At 60.0% G+C, this 23,190-nt stretch carries 21 protein-coding genes; 7 read left to right on the top strand and 14 right to left on the bottom strand.

Going from position 1 to position 23,190, the window contains the following annotated elements:
* The first annotated feature begins 111 nt into the window (after positions 1-111).
* Together QOM10_RS27790 and QOM10_RS27785 are read left to right on the top strand one after the other, a co-directional pair.
* Positions 112-1,245, top strand: a complete 1,134-nt coding sequence (locus tag QOM10_RS27790) for a TIGR03364 family FAD-dependent oxidoreductase (protein WP_316917275.1) — start codon at positions 112-114, stop codon at positions 1,243-1,245.
* Positions 1,245-1,805, top strand: a complete 561-nt coding sequence (locus QOM10_RS27785) for a phosphonate degradation HD-domain oxygenase (RefSeq protein ID WP_316917274.1) — start codon at positions 1,245-1,247, stop codon at positions 1,803-1,805. The genes QOM10_RS27790 and QOM10_RS27785 overlap by 1 nt, the downstream gene beginning before the upstream one ends.
* A gap of 172 nt (positions 1,806-1,977) precedes the next feature.
* Here the strand turns inward: QOM10_RS27785 and QOM10_RS27780 are convergent, their stop codons facing one another.
* Positions 1,978-3,363 carry a GTPase/DUF3482 domain-containing protein gene (locus QOM10_RS27780; protein WP_160042231.1) on the bottom strand — a complete coding sequence of 462 codons (1,386 nt, stop codon included), beginning with the start codon at positions 3,361-3,363 and terminating at the stop codon, positions 1,978-1,980.
* The gene (locus QOM10_RS27775; protein WP_316917273.1) at positions 3,356-4,735 is read right to left on the bottom strand and encodes a DUF2868 domain-containing protein; all 1,380 of its coding nucleotides are present in this window, start codon (positions 4,733-4,735) and stop codon (positions 3,356-3,358) included. Before QOM10_RS27775 ends, QOM10_RS27780 begins: the two co-directional genes overlap by 8 nt.
* A gap of 85 nt (positions 4,736-4,820) precedes the next feature.
* Here QOM10_RS27775 and QOM10_RS27770 point away from each other — a divergent pair, with 85 nt between their 5' ends.
* Positions 4,821-5,333, top strand: coding sequence for a dihydrofolate reductase (locus QOM10_RS27770; RefSeq protein ID WP_150749772.1), 513 nt, complete (start codon positions 4,821-4,823; stop codon positions 5,331-5,333).
* A 91-nt stretch (positions 5,334-5,424) separates the two neighbouring features.
* On the opposite strand, the gene QOM10_RS27765 is transcribed toward QOM10_RS27770, so the two are convergent.
* Complete coding sequence (locus QOM10_RS27765; protein WP_150749771.1) at positions 5,425-6,816, bottom strand: L-cystine transporter; 1,392 nt, start codon at positions 6,814-6,816, stop codon at positions 5,425-5,427.
* 240 nt (positions 6,817-7,056) lie between these two features.
* On the opposite strand from QOM10_RS27765, the gene QOM10_RS27760 reads away from it, so the two are divergent.
* On the top strand, positions 7,057-8,118 hold the full coding sequence (locus QOM10_RS27760) for a haloacid dehalogenase-like hydrolase (protein ID WP_316917272.1): 1,062 nt from the start codon (positions 7,057-7,059) through the stop codon (positions 8,116-8,118).
* Between the two features lie 192 nt (positions 8,119-8,310).
* Here QOM10_RS27760 and ilvD read toward each other — a convergent pair whose 3' ends face one another.
* The 6 genes from ilvD to QOM10_RS27730 form a co-directional block, all read right to left on the bottom strand.
* Positions 8,311-10,152: a dihydroxy-acid dehydratase gene (gene ilvD / locus QOM10_RS27755; RefSeq protein ID WP_077574927.1), complete on the bottom strand. Its 1,842-nt coding sequence runs from the start codon at positions 10,150-10,152 to the stop codon at positions 8,311-8,313.
* Positions 10,153-10,420: 268 nt separating this feature from the next.
* Positions 10,421-11,653 carry a multidrug effflux MFS transporter gene (locus tag QOM10_RS27750; RefSeq protein WP_316917271.1) on the bottom strand — a complete coding sequence of 411 codons (1,233 nt, stop codon included), beginning with the start codon at positions 11,651-11,653 and terminating at the stop codon, positions 10,421-10,423.
* Complete coding sequence (locus tag QOM10_RS27745) at positions 11,646-12,623, bottom strand: diiron oxygenase (protein WP_316917270.1); 978 nt, start codon at positions 12,621-12,623, stop codon at positions 11,646-11,648. The genes QOM10_RS27750 and QOM10_RS27745 overlap by 8 nt, the downstream gene beginning before the upstream one ends.
* Complete coding sequence (locus QOM10_RS27740; protein WP_316917269.1) at positions 12,620-13,693, bottom strand: SagB family peptide dehydrogenase; 1,074 nt, start codon at positions 13,691-13,693, stop codon at positions 12,620-12,622. The genes QOM10_RS27745 and QOM10_RS27740 overlap by 4 nt, the downstream gene beginning before the upstream one ends.
* 437 nt (positions 13,694-14,130) lie before the next feature.
* Entirely contained in the window at positions 14,131-15,327 is a 1,197-nt protein-coding gene (locus tag QOM10_RS27735) for a class I SAM-dependent rRNA methyltransferase (RefSeq protein WP_016983220.1), read from the bottom strand.
* A gap of 173 nt (positions 15,328-15,500) precedes the next feature.
* Complete coding sequence (locus QOM10_RS27730; RefSeq protein WP_150775324.1) at positions 15,501-16,040, bottom strand: type 1 glutamine amidotransferase domain-containing protein; 540 nt, start codon at positions 16,038-16,040, stop codon at positions 15,501-15,503.
* Between the two features lie 228 nt (positions 16,041-16,268).
* Here QOM10_RS27730 and QOM10_RS27725 point away from each other — a divergent pair, with 228 nt between their 5' ends.
* The 3 genes from QOM10_RS27725 (at position 16,269) to QOM10_RS27715 (ending at position 18,299) form a co-directional block, all read left to right on the top strand.
* Positions 16,269-17,081: an HDOD domain-containing protein gene (locus QOM10_RS27725; RefSeq protein ID WP_174245144.1), complete on the top strand. Its 813-nt coding sequence runs from the start codon at positions 16,269-16,271 to the stop codon at positions 17,079-17,081.
* A gap of 12 nt (positions 17,082-17,093) precedes the next feature.
* Positions 17,094-17,906, top strand: a complete 813-nt coding sequence (gene mutM, locus QOM10_RS27720; protein WP_007913582.1) for a bifunctional DNA-formamidopyrimidine glycosylase/DNA-(apurinic or apyrimidinic site) lyase — start codon at positions 17,094-17,096, stop codon at positions 17,904-17,906.
* 69 nt (positions 17,907-17,975) lie between these two features.
* Positions 17,976-18,299 carry a multidrug transporter gene (locus QOM10_RS27715; RefSeq protein ID WP_110718043.1) on the top strand — a complete coding sequence of 108 codons (324 nt, stop codon included), beginning with the start codon at positions 17,976-17,978 and terminating at the stop codon, positions 18,297-18,299.
* A 124-nt stretch (positions 18,300-18,423) separates the two neighbouring features.
* Here QOM10_RS27715 and QOM10_RS27710 read toward each other — a convergent pair whose 3' ends face one another.
* From QOM10_RS27710 to QOM10_RS27690, 5 genes are all read right to left on the bottom strand, one after another.
* Positions 18,424-18,675, bottom strand: coding sequence for a YfhL family 4Fe-4S dicluster ferredoxin (locus QOM10_RS27710; RefSeq protein WP_003234652.1), 252 nt, complete (start codon positions 18,673-18,675; stop codon positions 18,424-18,426).
* A gap of 159 nt (positions 18,676-18,834) precedes the next feature.
* Entirely contained in the window at positions 18,835-19,314 is a 480-nt protein-coding gene (coaD, locus tag QOM10_RS27705; RefSeq protein WP_003229157.1) for a pantetheine-phosphate adenylyltransferase, read from the bottom strand.
* Positions 19,315-19,429: 115 nt separating this feature from the next.
* Positions 19,430-21,025: a GMC family oxidoreductase gene (locus QOM10_RS27700; protein ID WP_316917268.1), complete on the bottom strand. Its 1,596-nt coding sequence runs from the start codon at positions 21,023-21,025 to the stop codon at positions 19,430-19,432.
* A 133-nt stretch (positions 21,026-21,158) separates the two neighbouring features.
* Complete coding sequence (locus QOM10_RS27695) at positions 21,159-21,704, bottom strand: twin-arginine translocation pathway signal protein (protein ID WP_150775321.1); 546 nt, start codon at positions 21,702-21,704, stop codon at positions 21,159-21,161.
* A 29-nt stretch (positions 21,705-21,733) separates the two neighbouring features.
* On the bottom strand, positions 21,734-23,164 hold the full coding sequence (locus QOM10_RS27690; protein ID WP_127930128.1) for a coniferyl aldehyde dehydrogenase: 1,431 nt from the start codon (positions 23,162-23,164) through the stop codon (positions 21,734-21,736).
* Between the last annotated feature and the right edge of the window lie 26 nt (positions 23,165-23,190).

Genomic DNA, 23,190 nt, shown 5'->3' with positions numbered 1-23,190 from the left:
CCCACGCTCCGCGTGGGAATGAATCCCGTGACGCTCCGCGTCACTATGGACGCAGAGCGTCCTTGGCTGCATTCCCACGCGGAGCGTGGGAACGATCATTGAGGTAGCCTCATGACACAACACAAAGACCTGCTCATCGTCGGTGCCGGCATTCTCGGCTTATCGCACGCCTATGCTGCCGCCAAACGCGGCCTAAAAGTCGCCGTTTTTGAACGCACTGCCACCCCCCTCGGCGCTTCGGTGCGCAACTTCGGCCAGGCGCTGGTCACTGGCCAACCACCTGGCCAAATGCTTGAGCTAGCCAAGGCCAGCCGCGAGATCTGGGGCGACTGGGCGCAGCTCGCCGGTTTGCAGATCAAGCGTAACGGCTCGTACCTGTTCGCTCGCACTGAAGTTGAAGAACACTTGCTGGAAGTGTTCTGCAACGGTCGCGCCGTGGAGCACGGTTACAACATCCAGTTGCTGCGCGGCGCGGCCTTGCGCGATCTGTATCACGGCCAGTTCAGCCACCACCGCGCCGCCCTCCACGGCATCGACGATCAACAGCTGTACTCTCGCGAAGCAATCCCGGCGCTGATCGATTACCTGCGCCGCGACCTCGGCGTCGAGTTCCACTTCTCCACGCTGGTACGCGACGTCGAGCCGGGGCACCTGCACAGCACCGCCGGCAGTTTTACCGCGAAGCAGATCATCGTCTGCTCCGGCCACGATTATCAGACCTTGCTCGCCGAGCCGATCGCCGCCCTCGATCCGCAAATCTGCCGTCTGCAAATGCTCCGCGCCAAACCTGCGACCGAGCTGAATCTGCAACACGCCTTGCTCACCGGTTTGAGTTGCGTGCACTACGGCGCCTTCGCCGATCTGCCGGAAGCAGCGGCGGTGCAGGCGCAGATCCTGCGTGAGCAACCGCACCTGCACGACAACGGCATTCACCTGCTGATCAGCCCGACACCGTACGGCGAGCTGATCATCGGCGACTCGCACCATTACGGCAGCGACCCTTCACCGTTCAACGCCGAGCAAGTGGATAACTGGATGATCGAGCTGGCCGAGCAGACGCTGGGCTGCAAGGTGCAAGTGGTCGAGCGCTGGCAGGGCGTCTATGGTTCTCGAGGACCGGGGCCGTTTTCGTTGCTGCGCCCGGCAGCGGGGTTGAGTGTGGCGCTGATGCACACCGGCGTCGGCATGAGCGTCGGCCCGGCGATGGCCGAGCGCAACGTTGCGCAGTTGCTGGAGGAAATTTGATGACAGGTCATGAGCAAGTCGTTGCGCGGGTATTCGGGTTGTATGAGCGCTTCGGCACCAGCGATTACATCGGCGAGCCGGTGTCGCAGATCGAGCATATGTCTCAGGCGGCCGAACTGGCGATGGCTGAGGGCTTTGACGATGAAGTGGTGTTGGCGGCGTTCTTTCATGACATCGGCCATTTGTGTGCCGAGGGCGCGGAGAATATGGGCGGTTATGGCGTGCTCAGCCATGAACGCCTGGGCGCGGATTATTTGCGTGAAGCCGGTTTCAGCGAGCGTATGGCGCGGCTGGTGGAATATCACGTGCAGGCCAAGCGGTATCTGACACTGCGTGAGCCTGGGTATTTTGATCGGCTGAGTGAGGCGAGCCGGCGAACGCTGGCGTATCAGGGTGGGGTGATGACCGAGGTGGAGGCGGATGTGTTTGAGCGGGATCCGTTGTGTGCCGTTAGCCTGCGGATGCGCCAGTGGGATGAGTTGGCCAAGGAGAGGGCGGTGCCGGTGATGGATTTGGCGGTGCTGAAGCGTAAGGCTGAGGTTTTGTTGTTGGCTGAGTGATTGCAACCCTCACCCCAGCCCTCTCCCGGAGGGAGAGGGAGCCTACGGAGTTGTTCTCAGGTGATACATCGACCTGAAATATCCAGCCGAACTCAGGTTTGAAAAGCCTGGAGATCTGCTCCCTTCCCCCTCTACCCCTTGGGGGAGAGGGCTGGGGTGAGGGGGTAGCGATCTAAAGCTCAAGCACCCGATCAACCAACCCCTCAATCTGCTCTTGCCGCTCAGCCTGATTCAACTTCGCCTGCGGATTCAACGACGACCACTGCGGATGCGCCCGCGCCTTGTTCAGCGCTTCCGGCAACTTGCCCTCACGCCAGGTTTTATCCTGCGGGGTCGCCACCTGAACCGCGTCCATCGCCGCATGCCCACGCTGATCCAGCGCCAACACCAACTGCCGCTGGCGCAGCGCCAACAGTCGCAACACCCCGTCATCCACCGTCAGCTCACGCTGCCCTTTGATCTTGCCGAGCAAGCGACTGCCATAACTGCGCGCCGTCTGCAGCGCACCCCCGGCAATCGCCCCCGCCAACGCCGCCGCGCCGAGGGTGATCCCGCCAACCAGCAAGTCCACACCAGCCCCCGCCGCTGCACCGGCAGCAATACCGCCGCCCACGCGCACACCGAGTTGCTTGAGGGTTTCCGGGTTGAACAAGTCATCACCCCAGCGTCCATCGAGCAACGGCAAATCACTCGCCGCGGCATCCTGTGGTCGGAACGCGTAAAGCTTGAGCAACGCCTCAACACACTTCTGCTCGCGCTGGCGCACAGCCTTGCGCAGTTCGCTGATGGCTTGCTGCTCCTGCTCCGCCTCGCTGACCACACTGCGTCGGCACGCGGCGCAGTCGATCAACAATTCAGCAATCAAGCGCGCCGCACTTTGCTGCCGCGCCAGGCGCTGAGCCTGTTGATCAGCAATCAACCGTTCCAATTGCGGACGGGCATTTTCCAGCAGCAGCGCCAGACTTTCATACAGCCGCCGCTCGCCATCCTCGGGCGGCGCCACACTGTCGAAACGCACCAGTGCATGCAGCCCAAGCCGTGCCAACGCTTCACGCCAATCCGGCTCGCGATGGTTGGCACTGCTGACAAAATTCAGCACCGGCAGCAACGGTTTGCCGCAACTGGCCAGCACTTCCAGTTCATCGCGGTACTTGGCCAGCACCGGTTCGCGCGCATCGATCACGTATAAACCGGCGTCGGAGGCGAGCAATTGCCGCAGCACTTTGGCCTCCTGCTCAAAGCGCTGGCGAGCCTCGCTGCCGTCGAGGAACCGCGCCAGCCGCGCCGGGCCATCGAGGCGTTCGCCGGGGCGTTCCAGGCGTTCGAGAAAATCCAGCAGGGCGATGGCATCTTCCAGTCCCGGCGTGTCGTAGAGGTCGAGCAACGGTTCGCCGTCCACCGACAACCGCGCGCCCTCGACATGCCGGGTAGTGCTCGGGCGATGGGACACTTCGCCAAAACCCACGTCGCGGGTCAGCGTGCGCAGCAGCGAGGTTTTGCCGACGTTGGTGTGGCCGACCACCGCGAGTTTCAGCGGCGCTTTCCAGGCATCAGTCATGACCCGTCTCCAACCAGTTCAACGGCGCGCTATCGGCAAAAGGCAACTCCAGTTGTTGCAGCGCAACGTGCCAGTCGCCGAGGCGTTCGGCGTCCAGTGCGTCGCCCGGCGGTGCTTGCAGCAGCCAGACGCGCGTCTCCCCGGCGCTGCGCGCCAGTTCGGCGATCAAGGCGAGGCTGCCGCGATCCGGCGAGCGCCGTGGGTCGCAGGCAATCGCCAGACGTGCCGGTGGAAAACGGCTGAGTTGTTCGAGGAGTTTGTGCCGCGATTCGCGGCTGTCGAGGATGCCGGCGTTACTGACGTTTTTCGGCAGCGCGGGTGGCCATGGACGTTGTTCGTCGAGTTCGATGGCGACCAGCAACGCGCCTTCGCTGGCGAGTTCGCCGACGCTGCTTTCGACGCGATGCAACTGCGCAGGCTCCGGGTCGTTGACGCCAAGGCGTTCGCTGGTCGGCATCAGACGTTCGCGCAGATGCGCGTAGCCGGGCAGGTTCAGCTCCAGACGCAAGCGATCACGCCCACGTTTCCAGCGCCAACGGCAGAACAGCATCAGCAGCAGGCGGGGGAGCACGCCATAGATCAGCACCGCGCCGACCAGCCATATCGCCCACATCTGGCGAACCAGGACGCGGTTGTAATCGGTGTCCAGCGTTACGCGAATCATGTCCACGCTCGGCGCACTCCAGCCCAGCGCATGGGGAATAACCGTCAACGCATCAGTCAGTGCCGCGAAGAAGTCAGCGCCAAGCAGCGTGCTTTCCCAGATGAAGTCATATTGCCGGGTGGCCATCATCAATATCAGCATGCTCAGCGCGCTGAACATGATCAGCAACCACAGGCCATTGACCAGCGAGCCAATCGCCCAGCGATTGAGTTTGTGGCGTTGCAGCAGGACCAGTAATGCGGGGGGTAATTGCGCGGCTTTGGCGTCCCGGGCAAATTTCTCGCTGAGCCACAGCCACAATCTGCCAAGCGCTGCCGCGTGTTCGCCAGCGAATAGCAGGCCGAATGCCCAGCTCAGCAGCAGGATCAGATTGACCCCGAGCAACGTGCCCAGCGCCCAGAAAATGTTTACCGCTCGCGTACCGTCGCCGAGCGCAGAAAATGCCATGCCCGCCCCGGTGACGCAGGCCAGCAGCGCCATCAGCAGCAACGCCAGACGCGCGCCTTGCAGCCAGTGTTTCAGAGCATTGGTCAGCCCGTCGCGCTCGGCCAGCCAGAGCGCCCGGCGCTGAATGCGGCTCGGCAGATCACCGCCGGCGGTGCGGGCCAGACGATTGGCTTCCAGATCATCCAATGGGCCTGCGTGTTCTTCGCGCAGGCGCACGGTTTCGGTGAGCCAGAGGTTTTGCAGTGGAGTCAGTTCAGTCACGCAGCGTCCCGTCGCTTAATTGAGCGCTGAGCATAACCGCTGTGGCGCTTATCGGGGTAAGCGCGGCTCTGGTATCCTCGCCGGCATGACTAAATCACTCCCCCTCAGCCTGATCGCAGCCCTCGGTGAAAACCGCGTGATCGGCGTCGACAACAGCATGCCCTGGCACCTGCCGGGGGACTTCAAATACTTCAAGGCCACCACCTTGGGCAAGCCGATCATCATGGGTCGCAAGACCTGGGATTCGCTCGGTCGACCGTTGCCGGGGCGCTTGAACATCGTGGTCAGCCGTCAGGCCGATCTGGTGCTCGAAGGTGCCGAGGTTTATCCGTCGCTGGAAGCTGCCGTGGTTCGCGCCGAAGAGTGGGCGAAAGCCCAGGGCGTCGATGAGCTGATGCTGATTGGCGGCGCGCAGCTGTATGCGCAAGGGCTGGAGCAGGCGGATCGTCTGTATCTGACTCGCGTGGCGTTGAGCCCGGAGGGGGATGCGTGGTTTCCTGAGTTTGATTTGCACCAGTGGAAGCTGGTGTCGAATGTGCCGAATCCGGCTGAGGGCGACAAACCCGCGTACAGCTTTGAGGTTTGGGAAAAAGCCTAAAAGCATCGCGAGCAGGCTCACTCTTACAGGGGGGAACGCATTCCAATTGTAGGAGTGAGCCTGCTCGCGATAGCGGTCTGTCAGGCGCTACTTAAGCCTGAGCCAACTCCGCATGCTCATCGGCATCCAGCAGCTCTTTATCCGTCTGCTGCATCACCTGACTGGTAATCGCACCGGCCGTAATCGAACCACTCACGTTCAACGCCGTGCGGCCCATATCAATCAGCGGCTCAACCGAAATCAGCAACGCCACCAGTGACACCGGCAAACCCATCGCCGGCAGCACGATCAGCGCCGCGAACGTCGCGCCGCCACCCACACCGGCCACACCCGCCGAACTCAAGGTCACAATCGCCACCAGCGTCGCGATCCACAGCGGATCCAGCGGGTTGATGCCCACGGTCGGCGCAACCATCACTGCCAACATCGCCGGGTACAGACCGGCACAACCGTTCTGGCCGATGGTCGCACCGAACGATGCCGCAAAACTCGCCACCGACTGCGGAATCCCCAGACGACGGGTTTGCGCTTCAATGCTCAGCGGAATGCTCGCCGCGCTAGAGCGGCTGGTGAACGCGAACGTCAGCACCGGCCAGATCTTGCGGAAGAAACGCAGCGGGTTGATCCCGGCGGCCGACACCAGTACGCCGTGCACGACGAACATCAGGCCCAGGCCGAGGTACGACACCACGACAAAACTGCCGAGCTTGATGATGTCCTGCAGGTTGGAACCGGCGACCACTTTGGTCATCAGCGCCAGCACGCCGTACGGGGTCAGCTTCATCACCAGCCGCACCAGACGCATCACCCAGGCTTGCAGGGTGTCGATGGCGTTGATCACTTTCTGACCTTTCTCGACGTCATCCTTGAGCAGTTGCAGTGCGGCGACTCCCAGGAACGCAGCGAAAATCACCACGCTGATGATCGAGGTCGGCTTGGCCCGCGCCAGATCGGCAAACGGGTTTTGCGGGATGAACGACAGCAGCAGTTGCGGCACATTCAGGTCGGCAACTTTGCCGGCGTAGTCAGTCTGAATGGTTTGCAGACGAGCCATTTCCTGAGTGCCAGCGACCAGACCTTCGGCAGTGAGGCCGAACAGGTTGGTCAGGCCGATGCCTATCAGCGCGGCAATCGCGGTGGTGAACAGCAGGGTGCCGATGGTCAGGAAGCTGATCTTGCCCAGCGACGAGGCGTTGTGCAGGCGTGCTACGGCGCTGAGGATCGAGGCGAACACCAGCGGGATAACGATCATTTGCAGCAACTGTACGTAGCCGTTGCCGACCAGATCGAACCAGCCGATCGAGGCTTTCAGCACCGGGTTGCCGGCACCGTAAAGGGTGTGCAGGGCCACGCCGAACGCGACGCCCATCGCCAGCGCGAGCAGGACTTTTTTCGCCAGACTCCACGTGGTGTGGCGGGTTTGCGCCAGACCGAAGAGCAGGGCGAGGAACACCAGCAGGTTGAGAATCAACGGTAGATTCATGAGAACTCCAGAAAGACTTTGCCAACAGCCTTCCGGGGCTGCTGCGAACCGGCAAGCCTAACAGCTTGATTTGCAATGATTTAATACCGAAATCTTAGGGCGTCCGTCGTTTTTGGAATAAGCCCGTGTCGCTCTCGGCAATGCATCTGGCGCAATAGGGACGCGGGCGGTCGCTGACAGACGAGGACTGTCACACATATTTGTTAGCGTCGATCTCTTTGAATCAGGGAGAAGAGGCTTATGAAGTTCGCACCGAAATTTCTGGCTGTCGCACTGACGGTGGGCATGGGCCTGGCTACTCAGGCGTTCGCTACTGACCTGAAACACTGGCCGGCCGATCAGGCCAAGGCGCTGGACGCGATGATCGCGGCCAACGCCAACAAGGGTAACTACGCGGTGTTCGACATGGACAACACCAGTTACCGCTACGACCTCGAAGAGTCGTTGTTGCCGTTCATGGAAAACAAGGGCCTGATCACCCGCGACAAACTCGATCCTTCCCTGAAACTGATGCCGTTCAAGGACACTGCCGAGCACAAGGAAAGCCTGTTCAGTTACTACTATCGCCTCTGCGAAGTCGACGACATGGTCTGCTACCCGTGGGTGGCGCAGGTGTTCTCCGGTTTCACCCTCAAGGAACTCAAAGGCTACGTCGATGAGCTGATGGCTTCAGGCAAACCGGTGCCGGCGACTTATTACGAAGGCGATGTGGTGAAGAAACTCGACGTCAATCCGCCGAAGATCTTCACCGGCCAGCAGGAGCTGTACAACAAGCTGATGGAGAACGGCATCGAGGTCTACGTGATGACCGCCGCCTCTGAAGAGCTGGTGCGCATGGTCGCGGCGGATCCGAAGTACGGCTACAACGTCAAACCGCAGAACGTCATCGGCGTAACCACGCTGCTGAAGAACCGCGAAACCAACGAACTGACCACCGCACGCAAACAGATCACCGCCGGCAAATATGACGAGAAGGCCAACCTCGGCCTTGAGCTGACGCCGTACCTGTGGACGCCGGCGACGTGGATGGCCGGCAAGCACGCGGCGATTCTCACCTACATCGATGAATGGAAAAAACCGGTACTGGTTGGCGGCGATACCCCGACCAGCGATGGTTACATGCTGTTCCACGATGTCGACGTGGCCAAGGGCGGGATTCACTTGTGGGTTAACCGCAAGGACAAGTACATGACGCAGATCAACGGCATGATGGCCAAGCATGCAGCGGCGCAGGCGAAAGAAGGGTTGCCGGTGACGGCGGACAAGAACTGGGTGATCGTCAAACCTGAGGAAATTCAGTAAGCCACACCGATCCAATGTGGGAGCGAGCCTGCTCGCGAAAGCGTAGTGTCAGTCACCATCTCTGTTTCTGATATACCGTATTCGCGAGCAGGCTCGCTCCCACAGTTTGATCTGCTGTGACTTTGGGATTTCGCTCAGACACAAAAATGCCCCGCACTCAGGCGGGGCATTCTTTTATTCGACGCTTAAGGCTTACAGCCCGTCGAGCATCGCTTTGTTACGCACAGCACCTTTGTCGGCACTGGTCGCCAGCAGGGCGTAGGCCTTGAGGGCGGTGGTCACTTTACGTGGACGCACTTCTACAGGTTTCCAGCCCTTCTTGTCCTGCTCAGCACGGCGTGCGGCCAGTTCTTCGTCGCTGACCAACAGGTTGATCGAGCGGTTCGGAATGTCGATCAGCACTTTGTCGCCGTCCTGCACCAGACCGATCGCGCCCCCGGCGGCGGCTTCTGGCGAAGCGTGGCCGATGGACAGACCCGAAGTACCGCCGGAGAAACGACCGTCGGTGAGCAGCGCACAGGCTTTGCCCAGGCCTTTGGATTTCAGGTACGAAGTCGGGTAGAGCATTTCCTGCATGCCCGGGCCGCCTTTCGGGCCTTCGTAGCGAATGATGACGATGTCGCCAGCCTTCACTTCGTCAGCGAGGATGCCGCGTACGGCGCTGTCCTGGCTTTCAAAGATCTTCGCGTTGCCTTCGAAGACGTGGATCGATTCGTCGACACCGGCGGTTTTCACCACGCAGCCATCGAGCGCGATGTTGCCGTACAGCACGGCCAGGCCACCTTCTTGCGAATAGGCGTGTTCGAAACTGCGGATACAGCCGTTTTCACGGTCGTCATCGAGGGTTTCCCAACGGGTCGACTGGCTGAACGCCGTCTGCGTCGGGATACCGGCAGGGCCGGCCTTGAAGAAGTGATGCACCGCTTCATCGGTGGTCTGGGTGATGTCCCACTTGGCGATGGCTTCTTCCATGCTGCGGCTGTGCACGGTCGGCAGGTCGGTGTGCAGCAAGCCGCCACGGGCCAGCGAACCGAGGATGCTGAAGATGCCGCCGGCGCGGTGTACGTCTTCCATGTGGTACTTCTGGATGTTCGGCGCAACTTTGCACAGTTGCGGAACAGTGCGCGAAAGACGATCGATGTCGCGCAGGTCGAAATCGATTTCCGCCTCTTGGGCAGCAGCGAGCAAGTGCAGGATGGTGTTGGTCGAACCGCCCATGGCGATGTCGAGCATCATCGCGTTCTCGAACGCTTTGAAGTTGGCGATGTTGCGCGGCAGCACCGATTCGTCGTTCTCGCCGTAGTAGCGTTTGCACAGTTCGACGATGGTACGGCCGGCCTGCAGGAACAGTTGTTCGCGATCGCTGTGGGTGGCGAGGGTCGAACCGTTGCCCGGCAGTGCCAGACCCAGTGCTTCGGTCAGGCAGTTCATCGAGTTGGCGGTGAACATGCCGGAGCACGAACCGCAGGTCGGGCAGGCGCTGCGCTCGTACTCAGCGACTTTCTCGTCAGAAGCGCTTTCGTCGGCGGCGATCACCATGGCGTCGACAAGGTCGAGGCCGTGGGACGCGAGTTTGGTCTTGCCGGCTTCCATCGGGCCGCCGGAAACGAAGATCACCGGAATGTTCAGGCGCAAGGCAGCCATCAACATGCCCGGGGTGATCTTGTCGCAGTTGGAGATGCAGACAATGGCGTCAGCACAGTGGGCGTTGACCATGTACTCGACGGAGTCGGCGATGATTTCGCGGCTCGGCAGCGAATAGAGCATGCCGTCGTGGCCCATGGCAATGCCGTCATCCACGGCGATGGTGTTGAATTCTTTCGCTACACCGCCGGCGCGTTCGATTTCGCGGGCGACCAGTTGGCCCAGATCCTTCAGGTGCACGTGGCCCGGTACGAACTGGGTGAACGAGTTGGCAATGGCGATGATCGGCTTTTTGAAGTCGTCATCTTTCATCCCCGTGGCGCGCCACAGTGCGCGGGCACCGGCCATGTTGCGGCCGTGGGTGGATGTTTTCGAGCGGTAATCTGGCATGGAGCACTCCGGGCGGCTAATCACTTACTAATCAGGTGCAAAAGGGGAGTGAGCTTCTATTGACGTCTGGAACACTCAGAAATGGCCGTGTGTCCGTGATGTTGCCGATGACGTTGCGGGATCGCCGCTGGTCTCAGCCTGAGCTCATAAACCCGCCGGGGGATGAATGGCGATGAATCAGCCGATTCTACACCGCTGGCGTCTGGAGGGAATGGCGCAAAGCGTTGTTCCAGCGCAGACGGTGTATATGGAATGACGGCCGGCAGGTTTAATCACCACCGGACTGCACTGCGGCATTGGCTTCATGCTCTCTGGCGCGACGGCTGAGCTTGTTGTTGAGTACCAGCGCTATCGTGCTCAGCAGCACAAAACTGTAGCCCAGCGTTGATTGCAGATTGACCGGGCTGAGGCTGATCAACGCGCTGATAAGTCCGCCACAAATAAAGATGATCGTGCTGCCCGCCGAGGCCGAAGTCCCGGCGTTTTCAGGAAACAGGCCCATGGCCCGCGAGGTGGCGGCGGGTCGTGCAATGGTGGTGCCCGCGGTGCAGATCAGCATCGGGATCAGCACGGTGGCCGGGGCCAATGCATGGTTGGCCGACAGGTATAGCATCGCCATTCCCGACAGCAGTATCAGGCTCAGTCCGGCGAAGATTTGCTGAACCGGTGTAATGCGTCGATTCAATACGGCCGCGAGGATGCCGCCGACAACATAGGCAGCACCGTAAACCAGCAGAATCAATGAAAAGTCATAAGGCGCGAGTTGCAGTTGATCCATGAAGATCAGCGGCGAAATAACGATGAACGAGAAGTGGCAGGCAAATGCAAACGCCGAGATCAGCCAGTAGCCGACAAATTCGAAATCCCCCAGTACCCGTCGGTACGACTGGATGAAACCGAGTCGCGCAGCATTGTAGGTTGGACGGCTGTTGTGCAAAAACAGCCAGGCCTTGATCAGCACCATGGCGGACAACGCAGTAAACACCCAGAAGCTGCCGCGCCAGCCGAGTGTGGCTTGCAGAAAGGTCCCGGCCAGCGGCGACACCGAGATGAAAATCCCGGTAGCCGTGACCATCAGGATACGCAAACGGTCGCGCTCCTCGCCTTCGAACAGATCCTGTACCAGCGCCTGGGACAGCACGAAGCAGCCACAGCCCAAGGCCTGCATCACCCGGAATACAAGGAATAGCGTGTAATCGGAGGTCATGACGCAACCGAGCGCTCCCAGCATCGACACGCTCATGCCGGCGAGTAACAAGCCTTTGCGCCCGATCACGTCCGAGAGCGGGCCGATCAGGAGCTGGGCAAATGCGATCCCCACGGCGAACAGGCTGATGGACAGTGCGATATCCGCCGGTGAGCTGCGAAAGTGTGCCGCCAATGCTGGAAATGAAGGCAGCAGGACATCCAGTGGAAACACGCCCAGCAGCACCATGGCCAGCAACAGGCTGACAGCAGCGCGGCGCTGCGTTGTGGTTACCACGGATTTTCCTTTATCCATCGATCAGTCCTGCCTTGGCAAAAAGTTTCTGGTTATGAGGAAGTGCGAAAAAACCGGCCTTGCGCAGTGCGTCCAGCGTTGCAATGGAGCCTGATCGTGCGCGTGCACGATTGGCGTGCGCCGTTGCCATGCCGCCGATAATGTCCCTCACATCGCTGTCGACAATGCCTGCTCCTCGCAAACTCTGTTGCAGCCAGTGTTCGTCGACCTCGAAAAAAATCCCGATGATCTCCAGCAGTGTTTTGCTGACAAACAGGCGCTGGCGGCTGTTCATGGACAGCCAGAAGTAATGGAACGCCTCGGCGAAGTAACGACTGTGGCGGGCTTCATCAGTCAGGTGGTCGCGCAGCATGTCGCTTACGCTGGACACCAGGCTGTCGCGACAGACGTCCAGCAGCTCCCGGGCGATGATGGTCTCCGAGACGAAACCGAGCAGAAACCATGCCAGTGGTCGATTCTTCTCCGGTGTGCGAGCGATCAATGCGTTAAGGCGGGTGATGCGCTTTGGAATCGCCGGACGTCCGGTGATCCCGTAAAAGCTGGCGATCTGCTCAGCGAGTCGATTGGAGAACAGTGCGTGGTAACCCTCGTCGGTGTAGAGCTGCAGCGCCGCGTGTTTCATTGCCAGAGGCACGTAGATGGGCAGTTCACGGTGCACGATGACTTCCACGGCACGATTGACGATGCGGTGTTCCAGCAGCGTGGTGTAATCGAGAAAGTGCACCAGATGGTTGGCTGACAGCCGGTGCAGCACATCACGCCCGGCGGCTTGAATGACCGGATGTGCCAGGTAGGGCAGAAACGCAGGTGGAAACCAGTGGCGGGTTTGCAGCTGCTGCGGCACATCGTCGGGCAATTGATAATCATGGGTACTGCTGCGCACGGAAGCACGGCTCGCCCAATCGCCCAAGGTGAATTTGAGTGCCCATGACACTGGCGCTTCATCCGGGTCCGCAATTGACTGGCTCATGCCTGCCCCTCGCGCAACAGTTCGCGCATCTCACTGCACATCACCTGTCCATCGCTTTCTCCGCAGCCAACAAAAAACAGTGGTTGTTCAGCGCTACCCTCGAGATTGAGGAGTGCTTCGACCTGACGGTCGGCAAATGCCCCGGTCAGCCAGGTGTTGAGGCCCAGTGCCGTGGCGACCAGTTGAAAGGTTTGCGACAGGTGGCCGGCTTCAACGAAGGCCATGCGATAGGCCCGCGAGTGTTCATATTTCCACCAGAGCCGGTCAAAACGGGCGGTGATGAACAACCCCAGTGGCAGGTTGTTGATGAAGTGTTGGCCGCCGAGCAATTGGCCCAGGGCGGGTTCAGGCAACGAATTGACCCGGCTCAGGGAATGATCGACCGGATGGTAGGCATAAATGCCGGGCTCCAGGTCAACAACATTCCGGGCCAGCAAGAAGCCTTCGCAGGCGTTCAGGCCTCCACCGGAAGGGCTGCTTCGACGAGCACCAAGGCCTGTGGCGATGCTGTCGTCGCAATCCTGTTCGCGTTCGTGCAGATAGCCGAGAGAAAGATAGAGCAGAGTGCCGACGTCATTGAGCGTCATCGCTGCACCGGTGTAGCTGCGACAGGTTTTTCGCTTTAGCAGTGCACTTTTCAGGCTGTCATTACCCAACGCGCACGGAGCAGGCAGGGCAATGCGTTGCTCAGGTTCAAGCGGCGGGCAGTCGTTTGCGGGAGGTGGAGTGGCCAATACCTCGTTGCAGTGCGCCAGATATTGTCTGGCCCACTCATGGATGTTCTGGGGAATATGTTCACAGGGAATATTTTGCGTGCCGATATGATAAATCTTTGACAGTTCGTCCCAGCCCCATTCTGGAGTGTCTATTTTTGAAACGGTTAGTATGTCCGCGTTTAATAGTTGTATGTCTATTATGTTGTCGGTGTCGAAGAGGTCTGGCTTGTTTATTAGTTGGGCGAGGCGAGAGGCGTAGTTCAGGTCGAGCTCGTGTTGAGTATGGTTTTTATAGTTCCATACAATTTGTCCGGGCGAACGCGGCAATATAAATAGATAAGGATTGATGTGCATGTGGGTCGATTCACTCTGGATAAAGTCAAAAGGACGCCGGGTTGCCGGCACTCCCCGGCGTCCTGACTCACTTAACGGGCTTTGGACGCAACCAGAAAAGCCAGGTTTGCGATTTTTTTACTTTCCAGAGAAATACTTTTCATGATGTGAACTCCTTGTTCGTTGATAGTTGAAGTCACCTCGTGGCGACAACTTCATAATAGTTTGTAATGGATTATTGGCAAGAGGATATTAGGTAGGAAATTTCCAGTAATTTTGTCGGAGCAGTCTTTAGTCGGAAATAAACTTGTAGGGAAAGTTTCAGCAATTAAAAGACGTAAGGAAATATCCTGCACGTTAACGCGAAAATAATTGTAGGAAGTGTTGGGGAATAACGAAGAGGCAGGGCCGCGTGCAAAAAAAAGGGAGCCTGCTGGCTCCCCTCTTATCCGCGTGTATCAGCTGTTGGGCAGCAGGCGGCAGGTGATGCTCTTGATGTAGCGCGTTTCGGCGATGGCCGGGTGCACGGGGTGATCCGGGCCCTGACCGCCACGCTCGAGCAACTGGATGTTGCGATCCAGGTGACGGGCGCTGGTCAGCAGGATGTTCTGCAGGTCATCTTCCGGCAGGTGCATCGAGCATGATGCGCTAACCAGGATGCCGTCCTTGTTGAGCAGGCGCATGGCTTGCTCGTTCAGGCGGCGGTAGGCGCCTTCGCCGTTTTTCATGTCTTTCTTGCGTTTGATGAACGCCGGCGGATCGGCAACGATCACGTCGAAGCGTTCTTCGCTGGCTTTCAATTCTTTCAGCGCTTCGAAAACGTCGCCTTCGATGCAGGTCATCTTGTCGGCGAAGCCGTTCAGTGCAGCGTTGCGCTCAACGCCATCGAGGGCGAAAGCCGAGGCATCGACGCAGAACACTTCGCTGGCGCCGAATGCGGCAGCCTGTACGCCCCAACCACCAATGTAGCTATAGAGGTCAAGGACGCGTTTGCCTTTGGCGTAAGGGGCCAGGCGGGCGCGGTTCATGCGGTGGTCGTAGAACCAGCCGGTTTTCTGGCCCTGAATGACCGGGGCTTCGAATTTTACGCCGTTCTCTTCCAGCGCGACCCACTCCGGCACCAGGCCGAACACGGTTTCGACGTAGCGGTTGAGGCCTTCGGCGTCGCGCGCGGCGGAGTCGTTCTTGAACAGGATGCCGCTTGGCTTGAGCACTTGGGTCAGCGCGGCGATCACGTCATCTTTATGCGCTTCCATGGTGGCCGAAGCGATCTGGACGACGAGGATGTCGCCGAAACGGTCGACGACCAAGCCTGGCAGCAGGTCGGAATCGCCGTAGACCAGACGATAGAAAGGCTTGTCGAACAGGCGCTCGCGCAGCGACAGGGCCACGTTCAGGCGGTGCACCAGCAGCGATTTGTCCAGTTGCACCTTGATGTCGCGCGACAGCAGGCGAGCGCAGATCAGGTTGTTCGGGCTCATCGCCACGATGCCCAGCGGTTTGCCGCCGGCAGCTTCGAGGATGGCTTGATCGCCGGCCTGGAAGCCGTGCAAAGGGGTGGCGGCTACATCGATTTCGTTGCTGTAGACCCACAGGTGACCGGCGCGCAGGCGACGGTCGGCGTTGGCTTTGAGGCGCAAGCTAGGCAGGGACATGACGTCGCTCCGGAAAAAAGAGCGGGAGTATAGCGTGTTGCGACTTGTGTCGGGTTTGATGAGCGATGAAACGCTGATGGCCCCTTCGCGAGCAGGCTCGCTCCCACAAAGGGCTTGTGACCGACACAAGACCAATGTGGGAGCGAGCCTGCTCGCGAATGCGGTCCCCAATGCTACGTCAACAGTGCGTCGATCAGCTCTTTGTTGAACGCCGGAATATCATCCGGCTGACGGCTGCTGATCAGGTGACCGTCCTTGACCACTTCCTTGTCGACCCAATTGGCCCCGGCATTTACCAGGTCATCCTTGAGCGTCTTGTAACTGGTCATGGTTTTGCCGTTGACCAGCCCCGCCGAGATCAACAACCAGCCGCCATGGCAGATCACTGCAATCGGTTTTCCGGCAGACGCGCCAGTCTTGACCAGATGCTGGGCGTCCTGGTCGATGCGAATGGTGTCGGAGTTCTGCACGCCGCCCGGCAGGACGATCGCGTCGTACTGTTCGCTGCTGGCGCTCTGGAAGGTCTGATCGACCTTGAAATCATCCGCCGGCTTGTCGTGATTCCAGCCTTTGACCTTGCCGGCCTCTGCCGAAAGGATGTCGACCTGCGCGCCAGCTTGCTCCAACGCTTGCTTGGGACCTGTCAATTCAACCTGTTCGAAACCATCGGTTACCAAAAAAGCGACGCGCTTGCCGTTGAGGGAAGTGGCCATCGATAAGCTCCTGAGTCTGTGGGAGTTTGCCGCCGCAAAGGATCGGAGTGATCCGTTGGGCATTACAGATTCCGAAGCCGTGGCCTGAATGAAAGTTCCTGACAATTGCCCACTGGTGTGTCGTCTCGCGGTTTTTAGAGGTTAGAATCGCCGCCTGTCCCAGAGTGTGTACTTATGTCCCAAGAGCTGACCACCGAACAGATTCAACAATCGCTGCAAGGCATCAGTGTGCCGGCGCAACCGCAGATCATGGTGGATCTGCAAATGGAGCAGTACATGCCCGACCCGGACCTGGAGGTGATCGCCAAGCTGATCGCCCAGGATCCCGGCCTGTCCGGCTCGCTGCTGAAAATCGTCAATTCGCCGTATTACGGCCTGAGCAACAAGATCACCTCGATTCAACGCGCGGTGAACCTGCTGGGCAGTCGTTCGATCATCAACCTGATCAACGCGCAGTCGATCAAGGGCGAGATGAACGATGACACCATCGTCACGCTCAACCGCTTCTGGGATACCGCCCAGGATGTGGCGATGACGTGCCTGACGCTGGCCAAACGCGTCGGCACTCAGGCCGGCGACGAGGCGTATGCCTTGGGCCTGTTCCACGATTGCGGCGTGCCGTTGATGCTGCAGCGCTTCCCTAACTACATGTCGGTGCTGGAAACCGCCTACGCCAATGCCAGCGCCGAATGTCGGGTGGTCGACACCGAGAACAGCGAGTTCAACACCAACCACGCGGTGGTCGGTTACTACACCGCCAAGTCGTGGCGCCTGCCGGAACACGTCAGTGCGGCCATCGCCAATCACCACAACGCCCTGGCGATCTTCAGCGATGAATCGTCGCGCAACAGTCAGCTGAAAAACCTGCTGGCGATCCTGAAAATGGCCGAACACATTTGCGCTTCGTATCGGGTACTGGGCAACCAGACCGAAGATTTCGAATGGAGCGCCGTCGGCCCGCTGGTACTCGACTATGTAGGACTGTCGGATTACGACTTCGAAACCCTCAAACAAACGATCCGCGACCTCGGCGCGCATTGATTCGAGGACGCCATGCCTGAACTGCCAGAAGTCGAAACCACCCGCCGCGGCATCGCTCCGCATCTGGAAGGCCAGCGTGTCAGTCGGGTGATCGTGCGTGACCGGCGGTTGCGCTGGCCGATTCCCGAGGATCTCGATGTGCGCCTCTCGGGGCAGCGCATTGTGCTGGTCGAACGTCGTGCCAAGTATCTGTTGATCAACGCCGAGGTTGGCACGCTGATCAGCCATTTGGGCATGTCGGGCAATTTGCGTCTGGTCGAGGTCGGGTTGCCGGCGCTCAAACACGAACACGTCGATATCGAGCTGGAGTCGGGACTGGCGCTGCGCTACACCGACCCGCGGCGTTTCGGCGCGATGTTGTGGAGCAATGATCCACTCAATCATGAGCTGCTGATTCGCCTCGGCCCGGAGCCGCTGACTGATCTGTTCGATGGCGAGCGCTTGTTTCAGCTGTCGCGCGGGCGATCCATGGCGGTCAAACCGTTCATCATGGACAACGCGGTGGTGGTCGGGGTCGGCAATATCTATGCGACCGAAGCGCTGTTTGCTGCCGGGATTGATCCGCGCCGCGAGGCGGGGGGGATTTCCCGGGGGCGATACCTGAAGCTGGCGATCGAGATCAAACGCATTCTTGCCGCCGCCATCGAGCGTGGCGGTACAACGTTGCGTGATTTTATTGGTGGTGACGGGCAGCCGGGGTATTTCCAGCAGGAGCTGTTTGTCTATGGCCGCGGTGGAGAACACTGCAAGGTCTGTGGCACCGGGCTGCGTGAAGTGAAGCTGGGCCAGCGTGCCAGTGTGTTCTGCCCGCGCTGCCAGAGCTGAGGCAAAAAGCTGAAAAGGTCCTACGGTCTATAGTGAGTTGTCTCACTGTTAAGCCCGAAGGATCGTGCCATGAAGTCCTTGCAAGTCCTCTTTGTTGCGCTGCTGCTGTGTTCCAGTCTGGCTGTTCAGGCCGCGGAAAATGGCAGCGGTGACCCGCGTTACACCATCCAGAATCCCCCGGCCTACGCCATGCTTGGCGATTTGCTGATTGCCCGACCTTTATTGGTGGTGGCGACGGTGATCGGTGCGGGGGCGTTTGTCGTGTCGTTGCCGTTTACCGCGCTGGGCGGCGGGATTGGCGATGCGGGGCAGGCGTTGGTGGTGGATCCGGCGAAAGCGGCGTTTGTGCGGTGTCTGGGGTGTATCGGGGAGGGGTTTGAGCAGCGTGAGTAAGCTGATCAGGGTTTAACTGTGAGGCTGGCGGCCTCATCGCGAGCAGGCTCACTCCTACAATTGAAATGCGTTCCAATGTAGGAGTGAGCCTGCTCGCGATGGCGTCGGTACAGGCGCTGAAAAATCAGGCCTTGCCAGTGATCAGGCGGTACTTGTCCATCAACTGTTCTTCAGTCTCCGGATGCGCCTCGTCCAGCGGAATGCAATCCACCGGGCAAACCTGCTGGCATTGCGGTTCGTCGTAGTGGCCGACGCACTGGGTGCACAGGTTCGGGTCGATCACATAGATCTCTTCGCCTTGGGAAATGGCGGCGTTCGGGCACTCGGGTTCGCAGACGTCGCAGTTGATGCAATCGTCGGTGATGATCAGGGACATGCTAACTCCAGCCGGGGCGGCAGGCCCGGGCGCTATAAACCAATGCGCGCAATTGTGCCGCATTGGCGAGCGCAGTGCACGCGGCTGCGATCAAGGGCACTGATAGCTGCGATCAAAAAACAAAGATCGTCTGATCGCAGCCCGAGCCTGCGGCAGCTCCTACTTTTTAAAGCGCAGGGTCAGCGCGTCAGCCACGGCCGGGTGGACGAACTTGCTGATATCGCCGCCCAGCGCGGCAATTTCCCGCACCAGCGTCGAGGAAATGAACGAATAACGCTCGGACGGTGTGAGAAACAGGCTCTCCACATCCGGGGCCAACTGGCGGTTCATGTTGGCCAGCTGGAATTCGTATTCGAAGTCCGACACCGCGCGCAGACCACGCAGGAACACATTGGCGTTCTGCTCTTTGGCGAAATGCGCGAGCAGCGTCGAGAAACCGACCACTTCCACGTTAGGCAGGTGTTTGGTGACCTCGCGAGCCAGTTCGACCCGTTGTTCCAGCGGGAACAGCGGGTTTTTCTTCGGGCTGGCAGCGACCGCGATAATCACGTGATCGAACAGGCGCGAGGCGCGTTCGACCAGATCGCCATGGCCCTTGGTAATAGGGTCGAAGGTACCTGGGTACAACACTCGGTTCATCGCGTCGTCCTGGCGGGAGTCCGTTGGGGAGTCGGATGGTATCGCAGCCGTCCCGGTCGGCCAAGTCGCCTGTTGGGTAAGAAAGCACTATAGACGATGCGAATAATCGGTTTTTTCACGGGTTTCTCAGCCGATCGGCGAGGGACGTCGCCAGTTGTGCGGTCAGGCCATACACCGACAGCTGCGGGTTGGCGCCGATGCTGGTGGGGAACAGTGAGCCGTCGTGAATCGACAGATTAGTCAGTTGATGATGCCGGCCGAGACTGTCGGTGACCGCGCTTTTCGGGTCTTCGCCCATCGCGCAACCGCCCATGACGTGAGCGCTGCCAAGTCGTGTGCGATACAACTCCAGGCTCAAACCATCGATAAGCGTGCGTGCCTCGGCCAGGGTTTTCACGTAACGGGCGTCGGCGTGCATCGGCATCACCGATTTTGCGCCGCCGGCGAACTGGATTTCGGCCATGATTTGAAAGGCCCGGCGCAGGCCTTCCCAGGCGTAGGGCGAAACCTGATAGTCGAGCACCGGCGAACCATCGCCACGTAATTCGACTGCGCCACCGGTGCTGTCCGGGTGAAAGCCATCACGCAGCAGGGCCAACATGGCGTGGGTGTGCGGCAGGTCCGCCATGTGTTGCGCGCTTTCCTCGCCAAAGCCGCCGAGCAGGGTGGCCGCCAGTGCCGGGTGCAGCGGCGGTACTTCAAGTTTGAAGGCCATCGGCCCGGTGGTGCCGTCCTTCCATTGGAAATGGTCGGAATAGATCGACTGCGGCGCCCCGTAGAAAGGGTTGATGACTTCATCGAAGCGCGCGGCGGACATGTTCACCGGGTGCAGGAAGGTGCGTTTTCCCAGGTTTTCGTGCGGATCCGGCGCGTCCGAGCGCAGCAACAGCGCCGGGCTGTTGATACCACCGCCGGCCAATACGTAATGCCGCGCCTTGACACTGATCTTGCGCCCTGTCGGTTCAACACAGCGCTCATCCATCGCCACGCATTGCAGGCCGGTGACCTTGTCGCCGCTGATCAGCAGTTTCTCCGCGCGGGCCAGATAAAGCAGTTCGCCGCCCTTTTCCAGCGTCGCCGGTATGGTGGTGACCATCATCGATTGCTTGGCGTTGGTCGGGCAGCCCATGCCGCAGTAACCGAGATTCCAGCAGCCGCGCACATTGCGCGGGATCACGTGCCAGCTGTAACCGAGGTGCTCGCAGCCTTTGCGGATCACATCGTTGTTGGCGTTGGGCGGGACCATCCACGGGGCGACGCCGAGGCGTTGTTCCATTTTCTCGAACCACGGCGCCATCTCGGCGGGGCTGTGACCTTTGACGTTGTGTTCCTTGGCCCAGTGTTCGAGTGTCGGCTCCGGGGTGCGAAAGCTCGATGTCCAGTTGATCAGCGTGGTGCCGCCGACCGCGCGTCCTTGCAGGATGGTGATTGCGCCGTCCTTGCTCATGCGGCCGATGCCTTCCTGATAGAGGCTGCTGTAGGCCTGGTCTTCAAGCATTTTGAAATCGGAGCTGGTTTTCAGTGGGCCTTCTTCGATCAGCAGGACTTTGTAGCCGGCGGCGCTGAGGATTTCCGCGGTGGTGCCGCCACCGGCGCCGCTGCCAATGATGGCCACGTCGGCCTCCAGGGTCAGGTCGTCGCTCAGCTGTGCGCCGTTGTAGGTTTTCCAGCCTCGGGCGAGGCCTTCGCGGAACGGGTCGGGTACGGGCATCGATCAGGTTCTCTTTATTATTTTTGGATGCGGCGGTGTGGCGGCCGACCTCTTCGCGAGCAGGCTCGCTCCCACATTTGAAATGCATTCCCCTGTGGGAGCGAGCCTGCTCGCGAAGGCCGCGCCGCTAATCTCAAACAGTAGGCGGGCCGGGATAACCGCAATGCGCCCACGATTCTGCGCGGGTATACCAGGCCATCATCACCATCTGCTGCAACGAGCTATGCCCCATGCGCAGCAGGCTCAACGAGCTGTTCTCCCAGCGATCAAGAAAATGCCGCATCGCCTCGGGGCTGGCATTTTCCCAACTGCCCCAGATTCCCGTGAGTGGCCCGCGTGTCACCGCCATGCCGAGGACGTCGAACAGTTGCCGGGTGAGTTTGAGCATTTCCGGCGACAGGTGATCGAGGCTGTCGTCCAGCGACTTGAGCGTGCCTTCCACAGCGCCTGGCATCTTCTCGGCCGCCACAGCGCCATGGAGCATCACCGGAATCAGTGCGCGCAGAAACAGCAGATCGGCGTCGCGCAACGAGACAAAACCGTTGGCCGCGACGCTCGACGAACAGCCGCTGAGGCTGGCGCCGAGTCCGGCGGTGGCGAGAAACGCCGTGGCGCCGAGGCTGAATTTCAGCAGGCTACGGCGCGACAGTGCAGGTGTTTCGGTCAGGCTTGGGTGCATTGTTTTTATTACCCGGCGATGACAAAGGTTTAGCGAATGAACAGCTTCTGGATCAGTTTCTGAATCGATGTGCCGTAGGGCGGGTAAATCAGTCTGGCCGCGTTGAAGCGTTGTTTGATCAACACGCCCTTGGCTTTGCTGAAGGTCAGAAAGCCTTCTTGACCGTGGTAGTGGCCCATGCCCGAAGCGCCGATGCCACCGAACGGCATATCGTCCTGAGCCACATGCAGCAAGGTGTCGTTCAGGCACACACCGCCGGAATGAGTTTCGTGTAGCACCCGGTTCTGTTCGCGTTTGTCGTAGCCAAAGTAGTAAAGAGCCAGAGGACGTGGCCGCTGATTGATGTAAGCAAATGCCTGCTCCAGATCCTGATACGGCACGATCGGCAGCAACGGGCCGAAGATTTCGTCCTGCATCACGGTCATCTCGTCGCTGACATTCAGCAGCACGCTGTGCGGCATGCGCCGGCCCTGAGCCTGTTCGAACAACGGAATCAACAGCGCACCCTTGCTGGTCGCGTCGCTGACGTAGCCGTTGAGTCGCGCCAATTGGCGTTCGTTGATGATCGCCGTGTAGTCCGGATTGTCGATGAGTGTCGGATAAAAACCCTGCACAGCCTGGCGATAGGCTTCGACGAAAGCGCCGACCCGATCTTCCGGCACCAGCACGTAATCCGGGGCAACGCAGGTCTGGCCGGCGTTGAGGGTTTTACCGAAGGCGATGCGCTCGGCAGCATCCTTGAGCGGCACATCGCGGGAGACGATGGCCGGCGACTTGCCGCCCAGCTCCAGCGTCACCGGGGTGAGGTTTTCGGCGGCGGCGCGCATCACGTGTTTGCCGATGCTGGTGGCGCCGGTGAACAGCAAGTGATCGAAGCGCAAACGGGAGAACGCCACGCCGATGTCGGCCTCACCGAGCACCACGCAGACCAGGTCTTCGGGGAAGATTCGCGCCAGCAATTCTTTGAGCAACAAGCCGGTGGCCGGGGTCGATTCGCTGAGTTTGAGCATCACCCGGTTGCCCGCCGCCAAGGCGCCGACCAGCGGGCCAACCGCCAGATACAACGGGTAATTCCACGGCACGATGACGCCAACCACGCCCAATGGCTGATACACCACTTTCGCCGAGGCCGGCTGGAACGCCATGCCAACCTTGCGTCGCGAGGCTTTCATCCAGCCTTTGAGATGCCGGCTGGCGTAATGAATGCCGTGCAGGCTTGGCATCAGCTCGGCGAGCAGGGTTTCATCGGCGCTGCGATGGCTGAAATCGGAGCTGATCGCCTTGATCAATGCCTGACGCTCGTTGCTGAGCAAATCACTCAGTGCCTTGAGCCATTGCTGGCGCTGGGCGGCGGGCGGCATCGGATTGGCGGCATACGCAGCCCGCTGCGCCTTGAACAACCGCTCCAGCTCGGCCAGAGGTTGTTGCAGCGTTTGCAGGTAGGCAATGTCGGCAGTCATGGCCTGCTCCGGATTTATTGTAGTGA

Origin of the sequence: Pseudomonas sp. P108, assembly GCF_032613195.1 — a bacterium.
In the GTDB taxonomy this organism is placed as follows: domain Bacteria; phylum Pseudomonadota; class Gammaproteobacteria; order Pseudomonadales; family Pseudomonadaceae; genus Aquipseudomonas.
This window is presented reverse-complemented; position numbering and strand designations above follow the sequence as displayed.

Coding starts and splice junctions, on each gene's coding strand:
- QOM10_RS27790 (WP_316917275.1), top strand. CDS start 112: ATGACACAACACAAAGACCTGCTCATCGTCGGTGCCGGCATTCTCGGC.
- QOM10_RS27785 (WP_316917274.1), top strand. CDS start 1,245: ATGACAGGTCATGAGCAAGTCGTTGCGCGGGTATTCGGGTTGTATGAG.
- QOM10_RS27780 (WP_160042231.1), bottom strand. CDS start 3,363: ATGACTGATGCCTGGAAAGCGCCGCTGAAACTCGCGGTGGTCGGCCAC.
- QOM10_RS27770 (WP_150749772.1), top strand. CDS start 4,821: ATGACTAAATCACTCCCCCTCAGCCTGATCGCAGCCCTCGGTGAAAAC.
- QOM10_RS27765 (WP_150749771.1), bottom strand. CDS start 6,816: ATGAATCTACCGTTGATTCTCAACCTGCTGGTGTTCCTCGCCCTGCTC.
- QOM10_RS27760 (WP_316917272.1), top strand. CDS start 7,057: ATGAAGTTCGCACCGAAATTTCTGGCTGTCGCACTGACGGTGGGCATG.
- ilvD (WP_077574927.1), bottom strand. CDS start 10,152: ATGCCAGATTACCGCTCGAAAACATCCACCCACGGCCGCAACATGGCC.
- QOM10_RS27750 (WP_316917271.1), bottom strand. CDS start 11,653: ATGGATAAAGGAAAATCCGTGGTAACCACAACGCAGCGCCGCGCTGCT.
- QOM10_RS27745 (WP_316917270.1), bottom strand. CDS start 12,623: ATGAGCCAGTCAATTGCGGACCCGGATGAAGCGCCAGTGTCATGGGCA.
- QOM10_RS27740 (WP_316917269.1), bottom strand. CDS start 13,693: ATGCACATCAATCCTTATCTATTTATATTGCCGCGTTCGCCCGGACAA.
- QOM10_RS27735 (WP_016983220.1), bottom strand. CDS start 15,327: ATGTCCCTGCCTAGCTTGCGCCTCAAAGCCAACGCCGACCGTCGCCTG.
- QOM10_RS27730 (WP_150775324.1), bottom strand. CDS start 16,040: ATGGCCACTTCCCTCAACGGCAAGCGCGTCGCTTTTTTGGTAACCGAT.
- mutM (WP_007913582.1), top strand. CDS start 17,094: ATGCCTGAACTGCCAGAAGTCGAAACCACCCGCCGCGGCATCGCTCCG.
- QOM10_RS27715 (WP_110718043.1), top strand. CDS start 17,976: ATGAAGTCCTTGCAAGTCCTCTTTGTTGCGCTGCTGCTGTGTTCCAGT.
- QOM10_RS27710 (WP_003234652.1), bottom strand. CDS start 18,675: ATGTCCCTGATCATCACCGACGATTGCATCAACTGCGACGTCTGCGAA.
- coaD (WP_003229157.1), bottom strand. CDS start 19,314: ATGAACCGAGTGTTGTACCCAGGTACCTTCGACCCTATTACCAAGGGC.
- QOM10_RS27700 (WP_316917268.1), bottom strand. CDS start 21,025: ATGCCCGTACCCGACCCGTTCCGCGAAGGCCTCGCCCGAGGCTGGAAA.
- QOM10_RS27695 (WP_150775321.1), bottom strand. CDS start 21,704: ATGCACCCAAGCCTGACCGAAACACCTGCACTGTCGCGCCGTAGCCTG.
- QOM10_RS27690 (WP_127930128.1), bottom strand. CDS start 23,164: ATGACTGCCGACATTGCCTACCTGCAAACGCTGCAACAACCTCTGGCC.